Below are 13,592 nucleotides of genomic sequence, written 5' to 3'. Positions count from 1 at the left end.
CTCGGTGGGCAACCCTCCAGGTCAGTGGGCAACCTCCTCGGCGGGGATCGTGTGCAGCGTGCGGATGGGGGAGAGGTAGAGGAAGGCGTTTCCGGCCAAGGTGCCTAGGCCTGCTATCCACAAGGTGGTGTGCAGGCCGAACGCCGTACCCAGCGCGCCGCCCAACAGGCTGCCGACCGGGGCGGCTCCCCAGCTGACGAAGCTCATGGTGGCGCTCATCCGGCCCTGCAGCTCCGGCGGGCAGAGGCGTTGCTGGGTGCTGACCTGCAGGATGTAGCTGACGATGATGCAGAAGCCGGCCAGCAGTGTGCCGACGACGAACCAGCTCACCATCCAGCCCGGTGCGGTCAGCGCCTGCACGGTGAACGCGACGCCGATACCCGTCGACGAGAGCAGCAGCGTGCGCGCATCGCCGTACCGGCTGCTGAGCTTCTCGGTGACCGCGGAGGCGACGATCGCGCCGAGGAGGCCGATCATGCCGAGTACGCCGATGGTGGCCGGCTGCAGATGGACGCCGCGCACCAGGTAGACGACCATGATCGCGCCGGCCGCGGCCTGGAAGAGCATGGTCGTCATCGTGTTGAGGGCGAGCGGCCGGAGCACCGGATGCCGGAAGACGTAGCGCATGCCCTCGCCGATCTCGCGGCGCAGATTGGGCAGCTCGGGCCGCACCGGTTCAGCCTCGGGCGTCCGGATCGAGCGGAGCCAGAGCGCTGACCACAGGAAGCTGAGTGCGTCCAGGCCGATCGTCAGCGCCGCGCCGAGCCATTGGACGAGCAGTCCGCTCGCGCCGGCGCCGATGACCGCGGCGATCGATTGGTTCGCGGCCAGTTTGGCGTTGCCCGGCAGGAGACGGTCCCGCTCGAGGACCCTCGGCAGGTACGACGTGTGCGCGACGTCGAACAGGACCGTGAGGATCCCGGCCGGCACGAGTACGGCGTACACCTGCGTCAGGGTGAGTACGTCGAACCACCAGGCGATCGGGATCGACGCGAAGAGGAGCGCCCGGAGCAGGTCGGCGTACACGAGGACCGGGCGGCAGCGGATCCGGTCGGCCCAGGCGCCTGCGAACAGGCCGAGGACGAGCCAGGCGGCGGTCTCGCAGGTCCGGAGCAGCGACACCTGGAGCGTCGACGCGTTGAGGGTGAGTACGGCGAGCAGCGGGATCGCGCCCATGCTCAGGCGGGACCCGAGCTGACTGAGCAGGTCGGCGGCCCACAGCCGGCGGAAATCGGGGTGACGGAGGATGCCCATTCCGCGACCGTAAACCCCGAGTTGAGTCATGTCGACTCAACTATCAAGAAAGTTGAGTCCAATGGACTCAATATAATTTGCGGGTGAAATTGTCGGCGTTCTCGGGCAGGATGGGTGGCCTGCGTCACATCCAGAAGGGGGAAGTGCGGATGGCTGCAATCGAGGCGACCGGCCTCGTGAAGACGTTCAAGGGCAGGAAAACCACCGTCAAGGCGCTCGACGGCATCGATCTCGACGTACCGGAAGGGACCGTCCTCGGCCTCCTCGGGCCGAACGGGGCGGGCAAGACCACCACGGTCCGGGTGCTCACCACACTGATGAAGCCGGACGCCGGCACCGCCCGCGTGCTCGGCCACGACGTGGTCACCGAGGCGGACACGGTCCGGTCGCTGGTCGGGCTGTCGGGGCAGTACGCCGCGGTCGACGAGCTGCTCACCGGCCGGGAGAACCTGTGGATGTTCGGCCGGCTGTACCGGCTGAGCAGTCAGCAGGCCAAGCAGCGGGCGGAGGAACTGCTCGCGACGTTCGACCTGACCGAGGCGGCGGACCGGATCCTGAAGACGTACTCCGGTGGCATGCGGCGCAGGCTGGACCTCGCCGGGTCGCTGATCGCGCACCCGAAGGTGCTGTTCCTCGACGAGCCGACCACGGGTCTCGACCCGCGCTCGCGGCTCGACCTGTGGCAGATCATCCGCGACCGGGTCCGCGAGGGCGTCACGATCCTGCTCACCACGCAGTACCTGGAAGAGGCCGACGAGCTGGCCGACAGCATCGCGGTCGTCGATCACGGCTCGGTGATCGCTCGCGGTACGGCGGACGAGCTCAAGGCGAAGGTCGGCGGCGAGCGGATCGAGGTCGTCGTCCACGATCCGGGCGACACCGTGCGGGCGCTGGAGCTGCTGACCGGCGCGCTCAGGATCGCGGATCCGGAGTCGACGACGCTCGAGGAGCACACCCGGCGGATCACCGTGCCGGCGCCCGGCGGCTCGAGTGCGCTGGTCGACGTGATCCGGACGCTCGACGCCGCGGACATCCGGATCGCCGACATCGGGCTGCGGCGCCCGACGCTGGACGACGTCTTCCTCACCCTGACCGGGCACGAGGCCGAACAGAAGGAGTCGCTGTGAGTGCGGAGCTGCCGGCCCGGGTGAACCCGATCGGCCGGGCGTTGTCGGACGCTGGGGTGCTCGCGTGGCGGAGCCTGAAACGGATCCCGCGGACGCCGGACATGCTGATCTACGCGACCATCCAGCCGATCATGTTCGTGCTGCTGTTCGCGTACGTGTTCGGGAACGCGATCCCGATCCCGGGCTTCCCCGGGCCGCGCGCGTACCGGGAGTTCCTGATGTCCGGGATCTTCGCGCAGACGATGGCGTTCGCGGTCGCGTCGGCGAGCGTGGGGCTGGCCGACGACATGTCCAAGGGCCTCATCGACCGGTTCCGGTCGTTGCCGATGGCAAGGTCCGGGGTGATCGCCGGCCGGGTGGTCGGAGACCTGGTGTTCAACGCGTTCGTCATGCTGATCATGGTGCTCTGCGGCTTCATCGTCGGCTGGCGCTGGCACAACGGATTCGGCCAGGCGCTCGCGGCGTTCGCGATCCTGCTGCTGTTCGCGTTCGCGATGCTGTGGGTCGGCGCGCTGATCGGATTGTCCGTGGGCGGACCCGAGGTGGCCTCGTCGGCGGGACTGATCTGGTTGTTCCCGCTGACGTTCCTCTCGAACGCGTTCGTGCCGACCCCGCAGTTGCCGAGCGCGCTGCAACCGGTCGCCGAGTGGAACCCGATCTCGTCGATCGTCGCGGCCTGCAGGCACCTGTTCGGCAACCCGTCCCCGTTCGCCAGCCCGGACGGCTTCCCGGCCCAGCATCCGGTCTGGCTGTCGCTGATCTGGTGCGTGGCGATCATCGTCGTGTTCGCGCCGCTCGCGGTCCGCAAATACCGGAGTGCCACTGGGCATTGACAAGGCTTATACGGCGTGCAAATAATTCGAACTGTGTTAAAGAAGCCGGCTGGCAACTGGCGTGAGGCGCGACGGGAGAGTGCGCGGGCGAACGTGCTCACCGCCGCGTGGGAGTTGGTGCGCGAGGACGGGTTGGCCGCCCTGTCCTTACGCGAGCTGGCTCGCCGGGCGGGCATCACCACGCCGACCCTGTACGCGTACTTCGAATCCAAGAACGCCATCCTGGACGCGATGTTCGCGCAGGCCGCACAGTCGTTCGTCGAGCTGAAGGCGTCACTGCCGGCGACGGACGACCCACAAGAGGACCTGCTGACCGAAGCCCGGGCGTTCGTCACGTTCTGCGTGTCCGACGTCCCGCGGTACCAGCTGCTCTTCCAGCACTCGGTGCCCGGCTTCACGCCGTCGCCCGAGTCGTACGAGCTCGCGGTCAGCGCCCTGGCGGTGACGCGTGAGCTCCTCGCACGCAACGGCGTGCGCGATCCACGGCACCTCGACATCTGGACCGCCATCACCGTCGGCCTGGTCGGCCAGCAGATCTCCAACGACCCGGACGGCGACCGGTGGACCCGGCTCGTCGAGGACGTGACCCGGATGTTCCTCGCCCAGTACGCGGGCAGGGGATCCACGCACAGCAAGGGGGAATCATGACCGCAGTCACCCAGCTCAAGCTTCACCATCTGGCCCTGACCGTGACCGACCTGGAGTCGAGCGTCCAGTGGTACGGCGAGGTCTTCGGGGTCCACCCGGTGATCGACGTACCGCATCCCGGCGGTGTCGGACGGATCCTCGCCGACGCGGACCATCAGCTGATGATCGCGCTGCACCGCCACGAGACCAACGACGGTGCCTTGTCCGACGAGACCGTCACCGGGCTCGACCATGCCGGCTTCGCGGTCGGCTCGCGTGCCGACCTCGAACAGTGGCAGGACCATCTGGAGGCGCACGGCGTGATCCGTGCCGGCACCGCCGACAAGCCGCTCACCCAGTCGCCGATCGCCGACGAGCCGTACGCGTCGGTCCTGGTGTTCCGCGACCAGGACAACATCCAGCTCGAGCTCTTCGCTCCCGCCGCGCACTGAAGCGACGAAGCGCCCCGGTGGCTGTCCACCGGGGCGCTTCGGAAGCTTGGTGGGTCAGCCGGTGAAGGGTTCCGCGGCGACGATCTCGACGGTCACGTCCTTGCCGTTCGGGGCCTCGTACTTGGCCTTGTCGCCCTTCTTCTTGCCGAGGATCGCGGCGCCCAGGGGAGACTGCGGCGAGTAGACGTCGATGTCGACCGACGCGTCCAGGGCGAGCAGCTCGCGGGAGCCGAGCAGGAACGTCTCGACGTCGTCGTCACCGGCGAACTTGATGGACACCTTCATGCCGGGCTCGATCTTGCCGCCGGCCTTCGGGGTCTCGCCGACCCGGGCCCGGCGGAGCATGTCCTCCAACTGCCGGATCCGCGCCTCGATCTTGCCCTGCTCGTCCTTGGCGGCGTGGTAGCCGCCGTTCTCCTTGAGATCGCCCTCGTCCCTGGCCTCGCTGATCCGCTGCGTGATCTCGGCACGGGCAGGGCCCTTGAGGTGCTCGAGCTCGGACTTCAGCTGGTCGTAACCGTCCTGCGTCAGCCAGACAACGCTGTCCTCGTCGATCTTCTGCGTCACGGGCTGCTCCTTGTGTCGGTGGGATGGGCAGGAAAATACTGCTGGCCGCCGTCGTCGACGGCGACCAATCAAACGAGCGTAGCAAGAGACCGCCGATCACGCAGGGGCTCTCACCGGTCACAAGCGCTTGGAAAACGCTTGCTGCACGGCTTTTCGTCCGCTCTGAGCAGATTCCCGGCAATCGGTTGCCATCAAGCCCTCGATTGACCGCTGACCTGGACTTTCCTACGCTCCCGGAGACCGACGGGGGTTTGGGGGGATGTGGTGGACGTGACAACGGATGGCGAGCGCGCGACCCGCGGCCGGCGCATGCGGCTGTGGATCGCGGGCGCCGTCGTACTCGCGATCGCAGCGGCTGCGGCGACCTGGGCGGTCGCCGGTCGGGGGGACCCACCCAGTCCATCAGTGGCCACTCCCACGCAGACGTCGGCCGGACCGTCGGTCGAGGAGCGGATACTGGCCGGTGCCGGCGCCATCCTGAAGACTCGGGCCTCGGCCGTGCTGTCCGGGCACCTGGCGCAGTACCTTCAGTACGTCGACCCGGCGAACCGGAAGCTCCGGCAACGCGACCAGCAGGTGTTCGCCAACCTGCGCAAGCTCGGCCTCTCCCGGCTGAGCTATCAGGTAGATGCCAATTGGGCCCCGGAAGTGCAAGCGCAGCATGGACCGAGTGCACGCGCGGTCCGCGTTCTGATGCTGGTGCAGATCGCAGGCATCGACTCGACTCCGCGCGCCACCGCGCTCGGCTACACGTTTGCCGAGCGTGACGGTCACTGGCTGCTGGTCGACGACGACGATCTCGCGGCCGAGACGGACCTCAAGGCGTACCGCGAACCCTGGGACCTCGGCGCGATCGAGGTGGCTCGCCGGCCCGGCGTACTCGTCATCGTCCCGGCGGGCGAACGACGCAACGGTGAACGACTTGCGCGAGAGTCGCAGTCGGCGATCCCGATGGTGCGCTCCGTCACCCGGCGTGCCCAGGCAGGGATCGCGGTGATCGCGATGGCCGACAGCCGTTCGATGGATCCCGAGTGGCGAACCGGCGGGCATCCGGCGGCCGCTGTCGCCGCGCAGAACTACGCTCCGGCGAATCCGGAGGCGAGCGAGTTCAAGGTCACCGGGAGCCGGGTGGTGATCAACCCCGACCAGCGCACCCAGGCCGGACGGCTGCTGCTCGCGCACGAGTTCACTCATGCGGCGATGGGGCCGCTGGGCGGTCGTGCGCCGATCTGGTTGGTCGAAGGATTCGCCAGGTACGTCGAGTACCGGCTCGCCGCGCAGAGCGGGTACCAGCGGGAGCTCGCCGACGAGCGCCGTGAGTTGCTGCGCGAGAAGATCCCGGCGCTGGTGGTGCTCCCGATCGACGGCGTCTTCCACGGCGACTACGACGAGGACAGCTACGGCGTCAGCTGGATCATCGTCGAGTACCTGGTGACGACCTATGGGCAGGCGGCCGTGAACTCGCTGTACGCCGATCTCGCGCGCGGACCGGATGCGCCCGCCGTTCGGGAGCAGGTACTGCGCAAGCATCTGAAGGTGAGCGAGACGGCTCTGGTTGCGGCGCTCAAGAAGTACGACGGCCCGGCCTAGCGCGGGCGGTGCTGGTCTGCCGTCGTACAGCCGACGAGGACGACCGAGGTTGCCGACCGTTGCGTTGTCAGGGTTACCGGGAGGACCTGGTGACGGGGTGCGTCTGCCTGGACTGTGACCGTCACCTCGCCGACGATCGAGAAGTCCGCGGACTTCGCCTGCAGGCGGCAGTTCGCCTCCACCGACTTGCTGCGGTCCACCTTCAGCGTCGCCTTCGCGCTGGTCGGCGAGACGATCTCGAATCCCTGCAGTTGCGAGGTCACCGGCGGGTTCGACTGCACCCAGGCCACCCAGATCAGCCAGGTCAGTCCGGCCAGGACGACCACTCCCACGGCGCCGATCAGCAGCGGCCGCCGGGACCGCCCGCCGCGGCCGTAGCGGGCGTTCAGGTCGGAGGCCGGAGTGGCGGCAGAAGACTCGGTCACAAGCGTGTCCAGGGGGTCGGTCGTGGGTTTTCGCGGGCGTTGGAGGACCATTGTGTCTTGTGAGTGGAGATCTTCGGTTGTTGCATGTGCACGCCCACCCGGACGACGAGTCGAGCAAGGGCGCCGCTTCGACCGCCCGGTACGTCGCTGAAGGCGTGGAAGTGATGGTCGCCACCTGTACCGGTGGGGAACGCGGATCGATCCTGAATCCGAAGATGGACCGCCCGGAGGTGCTGGCGAACATCACCGAGATCCGCCGCAAGGAGATGGACGCGGCGCGCGAGATCCTCGGGATCCGGCAGGAGTGGCTGGGTTGGGTGGACTCCGGTTTCCCGGAGGGCGATCCGCTGCCACCGCTCCCGGAGGGCTGCTTCGCGGCGCAGAAGGTCGAGGACGCCGCCGCCCCGCTGGTGAAACTGATCCGCGAGTTCCGCCCGCAGGTCGTCACGACGTACGACGAGAACGGCGGCTACCCGCACCCGGACCACGTCATGTGCCACACGATCACCGTCGCCGCGTTCGAGGCTGCGGGGGACAAGGATGCCTACCCGGAGCTCGGCGAGCCGTGGCAGCCGCTCAAGCTGTACTACCACCACACGTTCCACTACGAGCGGATGAAGGCGCTGCACGACGGGATGCTGGCGCGCGGCCTGGAGTCGCCGTACGCCGAGCGCCTGAAGGACTGGAAGCCTGACCCGGAGAACGAGCGCCGCATCACCACGCGGGTCGAGTGCGCGCAGTACTTCGAGGTGCGGGACAGGGCGCTGCTCGCGCACGCCACGCAGATCGACCCGGACGGTGCGTGGTTCGCCGTACCGCTGGAGGTGCATCAGGCGGTCTGGCCGACCGAGGACTACGAGCTGGCGCGGAGTCTGGTCGAGTCCGAGCTGCCCGAGAACGATCTGTTCGCGGGGCTGCGCTGACGGGGGCTGCGGACAATGAGAGAATGGTGGCGTGACAGCGATGATCTCCCTTCAGACGGCCGAGATCGACCCCAACGTCGTGAAGCCGGGATGGGTCGCGCTGCTCATCGTGCTCGCTCTCGGTGCCGCCACGGTGCTGCTGTGGCGCAACATGGGCAAGCAGTTGAAGCGGATCGACGTGGACCACGCTGGTGCGGACGACCCAGCACCGTCCGCCGGCCCAGCGAGTCCGGCCGACTCGCAGTCCCCGGCTGGCGATGCGGAGCCGAAGACTTCGGCCCCGAGCCAGACTCCGAGTGACGCCAAGGAACACAAGGAACACTTAGAGCACTGAGTCCATGTCGGTGCTGTAACTGATTCCCGGGAACTCGGAAACACCCTGGTCACGAGATGGTGTCGGACTGGGCTGCCCACCTTCGGCTGACCCTATAGTGAGCCGCGTGCTGAATGGTGCCCACGACCTGTCCCTCCGGTGACCGCGACCCGCGCGGCCAGGCACCGCATGCCCGGACGCCTGGTAGCGGGTGGGGTCGGTGCTGTCCTCATCGCCTCGGCGGCGCTGGTAGTGGCGCTGTACGCCGCCGACAGCGAGCCGCATGACGTCGGTGGGATCGGCGGGCCGGGTGCCTTCGTGTCCTGGCTGCTGCCGCTGTTCCGGTTGATCTCCACGCTGGCCACGGTCGGCTGCGCGGGCGCGCTGCTCGCGGCGGTCGTGCTGCTGCGGATCGAGGGCGGACCGCTCGGAGTGCAGGGCCGGCGGGCGGTCCGGGACGCGAGCAACTCGGCGATCATCTGGGCGGTGTGCGCGTTCGCGGGCGCGGTCGTGACGGCGGCGCTCATACTCAACACCCCGGTGCTGCTGCTGCGGCTACGGCTCGACGACGCACTCGGCGTACCCGAGGTGAAGGCGCTGCTGATCACCGGGATCCTCGTCGTCGCACTGGCGATCGGCATCCGCCGGGTGCAGACCTCCTCGGCGGCAGGGCTCGGCGTACTCGTCGCCATCGCCGCACTGGTCCCGACCGCGGTCACGGCGTACCCGAGGAACGAGGCGTACGTCGTACTTGCCGGAGCGGCCCTGGTGATCCACGTGATCGCGGCCACGACCTGGGTCGGCGGGCTCGCGGGCCTTGTCCGCTACGGGCGGGCGAGCCGGACCGGGCTGCCGATCGTGCTGGAACGGTACGGCCAGGTCGCACTCATCTCGGCGATCGCCGTCCTGGTCAGCGGCCTGCTCAGCGCAGCGAGCCGCCTGGCCGCGATGGGTGGCGGCTGGGACTCGATCATCGACGCCGCCACCGAGGACGCGTACGGCGTTCTGCTGCTGGTGAAGGTGGCCGCCTTCCTGCTCCTCGTCATCCTCGCCGCCGTCCACCGCAGCCGCTCCGACACCGACCTACTCGACTCGAGCCGCCCCTTCTGGCGCGTCGTAGGCGTAGAACTCCTCGTCATGGCCCTGACCCTCGGCCTCTCAGTAGCCCTCTCCCAGACCGCCTGACGTCCCGCTGGATATCCGACGGAAGAAAGCGTATACAGGTAGAGTTATCTGTAGACGAATCGGATCGGATGTGAGTCATGGAGGCGCTGCGACCCAAAGGTGCGCCTGACGCCGGCCTGTCCAAGAGCGCTCTCTACCGCGCGGTTCGCGCGGGAGAGTATGACCGGATCGCTCGCGGCATCTACCGTCCGGCGGATGCCCCGGCCGCCGATTGGGACTGGATCGAGGCAGCAGCCCGCCGCGCAGATGCGACGATCTGCCTCACCTCCGCGCTCGCGATCCACGACCTCACCGACACGATTCCCGAGACGCTCGACGTCGCGATCCCGCGAGGTGCCCGTGTCCCAGCGACGCAGGCTGCCATCAGTTGGCATCTGTTCGCCAAGGAGACCTTCGATCTCGGCCGAACGCAGGTCCCGATTCCCGGCGCTGAGCTTCAGATCGGGCTCTACTCTCCCGAGCGATGCATCGTGGACGCCTTCCGCCTGCGCGGCGATGTCGGACACGAACTCGGCCGCGAGGCGCTGCGGGAGTGGCTTCGCCGAGGCGGCAAACCGGCCCAACTCATGGTGATCGCTGCCCGTCTTCCCCGGGCCAAAGGCCCAATCCTGCAAGCACTGGAGCTCCTCGCATGACCGAAGGTGAGGCGGTGTTCCGGCAGATCCAGAACAAGGCGCGCTCGGATGGCGCCAAGGAGGGCCGGCCGACACCGACGGCCGAGTATCTGACACGGCATGCGCTGGACTCGTTCCTGGATCGGCTGACGCGTACCGAGCACAAGGACGGCTTCGTGCTGAAGGGAGGCTTCCTGCTGGCGACCTACGGCGTACGGCGGCCGACCAAGGATGTCGACGCCGAGGTGGTCGGCGGCGACCTGACCGCAGAGCGAATCGCTCAGGTGGTACGCGACATCGCTGCGGTCGACGTCGCGGACGGGCTCCGGTTCGACCTCGGGACGATCAGCTTCCAGGAGATTCGCGACGAGGCCGAATACCCGGGGCTGCGGATGCGTGTCGACAGCTACATCGGCCCGCAGAAAGTCGTGGTCGCCTGGGACATCTCGGCAGGAGACCCGATCGTTCCGCCTCCGCGGTCCGTAAAGGTCCGCCGTCTGCTCGGCGGCGAGATCGAGATCCTCGGCTACGCGCCGGAGACGACGATCGCCGAGAAGGGCGTCACGATCCTGGAGCGTGGTATCACCAGCACGCGCTGGCGCGATTACGTCGACATCGTTCAGCTCGCCCGTCAGCATGATATCGACGAGCGGCAACTCCTGGAGGCAGTCAGCGCCGTCGCCAGCTATCGCAAGGTCGAACTTGGCCCAGTTGCGCCCGTGGTCGCGGGGTACGGCGCCGTCGCGCAGGCCAAGTGGGCAGCATGGCGACGCAAAGAACGCGTCGAAGCGATCAGCGAACCCGACCTTGACGACCAAATGGCAAAGGTTGTCGCGGTGCTCGATCCGGTGTTTGTGCACGAGGCGACAGATGCCCGGCCGCTCGGCCCGGCCTAGGACCAGGGGGCTGTTTGTAGGTCGGTGGTGGTGCGGCGGTCGCGGGCTGGTGGGGGTGGTTCGGCGGGGCGGCCTACGGCGATCATCGAGACGATGCCCCAGCCGGGGCTGGGGTTCAGGTCGGTGGTGAGGGTTTCGAGGTCGAAGGCGCGGAACTGGCGGCAGGCGAGGTCCATGGCGTGGGCCTGCAGGGTGAGGTGCGCGACCGACTGCCCGAGGTCGTAGTCCGCGAAGTCGGAGTAGGCCCAGTCGGTGTCCTCGACGTACCGATGGGCCATCGTCACGATCAGCAGCGAGGCGCTCGGTGCCCAGCGGGCCGAACTGCGGGCGAGGTGCCGGACGACGCGTTTGTGGTCAGGCTCGTCGCGGCGGGCTACGAAGTACGCCCACGGTTGCGAGTTGCCCGCGGACGGTGCCCAGCGGGCCGCGTCGAGGAGCAGTTCGACGTCCTCCTCGGTGACCGTCCAGCCGGGATCGAACTGCAAGGGGCTGAAGCGGCTGGCGAGCAGTGGATGGACGGGCATGTTCCCATTCAACTGCCGCCCGTGCGGGGTCATTCCGCGGGACGCATACGGTGGGGGCATGGCGAACGAGCTCGGACAGTCGACCAGTCCGTACCTGCGACAACACGCGGGCAACCCGGTGGCGTGGCGGGAGTGGTCTGAGCGGGCGTTCGTCGAGGCCCGGGAGCGGGACGTGCCGCTCTTCCTGTCAGTGGGGTACTCCGCTTGTCACTGGTGTCATGTGATGGCGCACGAGTCGTTCGAGGACGCCGAGACGGCGGCGTACCTGGCTGAGCATTTCGTGAGCGTGAAGGTGGACCGGGAGGAGCGGCCGGACGTCGACGCCATCTACATGGCGGCGACAGTCGCGATGACCGGGCAGGGCGGCTGGCCGATGTCGGTGTTCCTGACGCCGGCGGGGGAGCCGTTCTTCTGCGGGACGTACTTCCCGAAGGACGCCCGCGGCGGGATGGCGTCGTTCCGGCAGGTGCTGGAGGCAATCACCGACGCCTGGGAGAACCGGCGTGAGCAGCTCGACGGGATCGGGAAGCGGGTCGTCGAGCAGCTCGGCGCGCAGCAACCCGCGGGCCAGGAGGCGTTCGACCTGGCGCAGGCGGTCCAGCTGCTCAAGGTCGATTTCGATCCGGTCGACGCCGGGTTCGGGCGAGCTCCGAAGTTCCCACCGTCGATGGTGCTCGACTTCCTGCTCCGCCATCACCGCCGTACCGGCGACCAGGACGCGCTCGCGATGGTCGCCCATACTTGCGACCGGATGGCCCGAGGCGGGATGTACGACCAGCTCGCCGGCGGTTTCGCGCGGTACTCCGTCGACGGCCAGTGGATCGTCCCGCACTTCGAGAAGATGCTGTACGACAACGCGCTGCTCCTGGACGTCTACACGCACTGGTGGACGATCAGCGGCGACCCCCTCGCGAAGCGCATCGCCGAGGAGACCGCCGACTTCCTGCTCGCCGAGCTCCGGACACCGGAAGGTGGGTTCGCCTCCGCCCTCGACGCCGACACCGACGGAGAGGAAGGCAAGTACTACGCCTGGACGCCGGAGCAACTCCGTGAAGCCGTCGGGGACGACGCCGACTGGCTCATCGACCTCTGCGACGTGACCGGAACCTTCGAGCACGGTACGTCGGTCCTCCAGCTTCGGCAGGACCCGGATGACTTGCACCGATGGAGCCGGGTCCGCGAAACGCTCAAGCAGGCGCGGAGCAATCGTACCTACCCCGGGCGCGACGACAAGGTGGTGGCCGCGTGGAACGGTCTGGCGATCACGGCACTCACTCGCGCCGGGATCGTGCTCGAGAAGCCGCCGTACGTCGAGGCCGCGGAGGCAGCCGCCCGCTTGGTCCGGGACCTGCATCTGGATGGCGCGCGGTTGTACCGGACGTCGCGGGACGGTGTGCGGGGGAGTGCGGACGGCGTACTCGAGGACTATGCGGCGGTCGCCCAAGGATGCTTGACGTTGCTGGGTGCAACCGGTGACGTCGAGTGGTACCAGGTCGCGGAGGCCTTGCTGGACAGGGTTCTGGAGCAGTTTGTTGCTGATGGCTCCTACTTCGACACGGCCGCGGACGCCGAGCAGCTGGTGTGGCGGCCGCAGGACGCGACGGACAACGCGACCCCGTCGGGGGTGAGCCTCGCCGCCGAGGCCTTCGCCACGCTCGCGAGCCTGACGGGATCAGACCGGTATGAGACCGCGGCCAAAAAGGCGCTGCAGGCGTCGTCCGCCATCGCCCACCGCGCGCCCCGCTTCGCCGGCCGTGCCCTCGCGGTCGCCGAAACCATTGCCACCGGCCCCCTGGAGATCGCGATCGTCACCGGCCCCGCCACTCAGACCGGCGCGGGGGATTTGCTGCGAGTTGCTTTTACTGACGCGCCTTGGGGTACGCCGATCGCGTCCGGCGTGCCCGGTTCCGCCGTACCGCTGATGGCGGGACGGGAGCTCATAGGCGGGCTGCCCGCGGCCTATGTGTGTCAGAAATTCACCTGCCGGCTACCCGTGACGTTGCCGGAACACCTTCGCCGGGAGTTGCACCCCACGGACTGAGGCCGCGCCGGGTGCGGGTTTTCCCTGCGCTTTCGGCCGGATCCCTTGACGCGCGGCGAGCGGACGGCGACAGTCGATCCTCAGCTGGATGTAACAGAACTCGCATGCATCGACACGAAGTGTCACAAATGAGGCAGTGGCACTGTTGCGTCAGCATCCGGCGCGTCCCCAACTGAATTCGGTCGCTGCGCCCAAACAGCGACCACACCGTGAGGAGATGT

Annotated in this window: 15 protein-coding genes; 11 read left to right on the top strand and 4 right to left on the bottom strand. The window is 68.2% G+C overall.

Annotated elements, in window-relative coordinates; translation table 11 throughout:
• Nucleotides 1-21 precede the first annotated feature (21 nt).
• Entirely contained in the window at nt 22-1,254 is a 1,233-nt protein-coding gene (locus tag EV137_RS26805; protein WP_134131244.1) for an MFS transporter, read from the bottom strand.
• Nucleotides 1,255-1,403: 149 nt separating this feature from the next.
• Here EV137_RS26805 and EV137_RS26800 point away from each other — a divergent pair, with 149 nt between their 5' ends.
• From EV137_RS26800 to EV137_RS26785, 4 genes are read left to right on the top strand one after another with little or no spacing between them, the layout of a single operon-like run.
• On the top strand, nt 1,404-2,381 hold the full coding sequence (locus EV137_RS26800; protein ID WP_134131243.1) for an ATP-binding cassette domain-containing protein: 978 nt from the start codon (nt 1,404-1,406) through the stop codon (nt 2,379-2,381).
• On the top strand, nt 2,378-3,214 hold the full coding sequence (locus EV137_RS26795; RefSeq protein WP_134131242.1) for an ABC transporter permease: 837 nt from the start codon (nt 2,378-2,380) through the stop codon (nt 3,212-3,214). The genes EV137_RS26800 and EV137_RS26795 overlap by 4 nt, the downstream gene beginning before the upstream one ends.
• Nucleotides 3,215-3,247: 33 nt before the next feature.
• Nucleotides 3,248-3,862 carry a TetR/AcrR family transcriptional regulator gene (locus EV137_RS26790; protein ID WP_238175575.1) on the top strand — a complete coding sequence of 205 codons (615 nt, stop codon included), beginning with the start codon at nt 3,248-3,250 and terminating at the stop codon, nt 3,860-3,862.
• Nucleotides 3,859-4,293, top strand: coding sequence for a VOC family protein (locus tag EV137_RS26785; RefSeq protein WP_134131241.1), 435 nt, complete (start codon nt 3,859-3,861; stop codon nt 4,291-4,293). Before EV137_RS26790 ends, EV137_RS26785 begins: the two co-directional genes overlap by 4 nt.
• A 54-nt stretch (nt 4,294-4,347) precedes the next feature.
• Here EV137_RS26785 and greA read toward each other — a convergent pair whose 3' ends face one another.
• Complete coding sequence (gene greA / locus EV137_RS26780) at nt 4,348-4,860, bottom strand: transcription elongation factor GreA (protein ID WP_130384156.1); 513 nt, start codon at nt 4,858-4,860, stop codon at nt 4,348-4,350.
• 270 nt (nt 4,861-5,130) lie between these two features.
• On the opposite strand from greA, the gene EV137_RS26775 reads away from it, so the two are divergent.
• Nucleotides 5,131-6,450, top strand: coding sequence for a hypothetical protein (locus EV137_RS26775; RefSeq protein ID WP_238175574.1), 1,320 nt, complete (start codon nt 5,131-5,133; stop codon nt 6,448-6,450).
• On the opposite strand, the gene EV137_RS26770 is transcribed toward EV137_RS26775, so the two are convergent.
• Nucleotides 6,447-6,875, bottom strand: coding sequence for a DUF4307 domain-containing protein (locus EV137_RS26770; RefSeq protein ID WP_238175573.1), 429 nt, complete (start codon nt 6,873-6,875; stop codon nt 6,447-6,449). The genes EV137_RS26775 and EV137_RS26770 overlap by 4 nt on opposite strands.
• Nucleotides 6,876-6,934: 59 nt before the next feature.
• Between EV137_RS26770 and mca the strand changes: the two genes are divergently transcribed.
• From mca to EV137_RS26745, 5 genes are all read left to right on the top strand, one after another.
• Nucleotides 6,935-7,798: a mycothiol conjugate amidase Mca gene (gene mca, locus EV137_RS26765; RefSeq protein ID WP_134006632.1), complete on the top strand. Its 864-nt coding sequence runs from the start codon at nt 6,935-6,937 to the stop codon at nt 7,796-7,798.
• A 31-nt stretch (nt 7,799-7,829) separates the two neighbouring features.
• The gene (locus EV137_RS26760; RefSeq protein WP_134006634.1) at nt 7,830-8,132 is read left to right on the top strand and encodes a hypothetical protein; all 303 of its coding nucleotides are present in this window, start codon (nt 7,830-7,832) and stop codon (nt 8,130-8,132) included.
• A 168-nt stretch (nt 8,133-8,300) separates the two neighbouring features.
• Nucleotides 8,301-9,296 (top strand): CopD family protein, encoded by a 996-nt coding sequence (locus EV137_RS26755; protein ID WP_238175572.1) that lies wholly within the window; start codon nt 8,301-8,303, stop codon nt 9,294-9,296.
• A 77-nt stretch (nt 9,297-9,373) separates the two neighbouring features.
• On the top strand, nt 9,374-9,931 hold the full coding sequence (locus EV137_RS26750) for a type IV toxin-antitoxin system AbiEi family antitoxin domain-containing protein (RefSeq protein ID WP_134131239.1): 558 nt from the start codon (nt 9,374-9,376) through the stop codon (nt 9,929-9,931).
• Entirely contained in the window at nt 9,928-10,806 is an 879-nt protein-coding gene (locus tag EV137_RS26745) for a nucleotidyl transferase AbiEii/AbiGii toxin family protein (protein WP_134131238.1), read from the top strand. The genes EV137_RS26750 and EV137_RS26745 overlap by 4 nt, the downstream gene beginning before the upstream one ends.
• Here the strand turns inward: EV137_RS26745 and EV137_RS26740 are convergent.
• Nucleotides 10,803-11,330 (bottom strand): nitroreductase family protein, encoded by a 528-nt coding sequence (locus EV137_RS26740; RefSeq protein WP_134131237.1) that lies wholly within the window; start codon nt 11,328-11,330, stop codon nt 10,803-10,805. The genes EV137_RS26745 and EV137_RS26740 overlap by 4 nt on opposite strands.
• A gap of 58 nt (nt 11,331-11,388) precedes the next feature.
• Here EV137_RS26740 and EV137_RS26735 point away from each other — a divergent pair, with 58 nt between their 5' ends.
• Nucleotides 11,389-13,371 carry a thioredoxin domain-containing protein gene (locus EV137_RS26735; protein ID WP_134131236.1) on the top strand — a complete coding sequence of 661 codons (1,983 nt, stop codon included), beginning with the start codon at nt 11,389-11,391 and terminating at the stop codon, nt 13,369-13,371.
• Nucleotides 13,372-13,592 lie beyond the last annotated feature (221 nt).

The organism is Kribbella pratensis, assembly GCF_004366075.1.
Classification (GTDB): domain Bacteria; phylum Actinomycetota; class Actinomycetes; order Propionibacteriales; family Kribbellaceae; genus Kribbella; species Kribbella pratensis.
This window is presented reverse-complemented; position numbering and strand designations above follow the sequence as displayed.

Coding starts and splice junctions, on each gene's coding strand:
- EV137_RS26735 (WP_134131236.1), top strand. CDS start 11,389: ATGGCGAACGAGCTCGGACAGTCGACCAGTCCGTACCTGCGACAACAC.
- EV137_RS26785 (WP_134131241.1), top strand. CDS start 3,859: ATGACCGCAGTCACCCAGCTCAAGCTTCACCATCTGGCCCTGACCGTG.
- EV137_RS26805 (WP_134131244.1), bottom strand. CDS start 1,254: ATGGGCATCCTCCGTCACCCCGATTTCCGCCGGCTGTGGGCCGCCGAC.
- EV137_RS26800 (WP_134131243.1), top strand. CDS start 1,404: ATGGCTGCAATCGAGGCGACCGGCCTCGTGAAGACGTTCAAGGGCAGG.
- EV137_RS26750 (WP_134131239.1), top strand. CDS start 9,374: ATGGAGGCGCTGCGACCCAAAGGTGCGCCTGACGCCGGCCTGTCCAAG.
- EV137_RS26740 (WP_134131237.1), bottom strand. CDS start 11,330: ATGCCCGTCCATCCACTGCTCGCCAGCCGCTTCAGCCCCTTGCAGTTC.
- EV137_RS26745 (WP_134131238.1), top strand. CDS start 9,928: ATGACCGAAGGTGAGGCGGTGTTCCGGCAGATCCAGAACAAGGCGCGC.
- EV137_RS26755 (WP_238175572.1), top strand. CDS start 8,301: ATGCCCGGACGCCTGGTAGCGGGTGGGGTCGGTGCTGTCCTCATCGCC.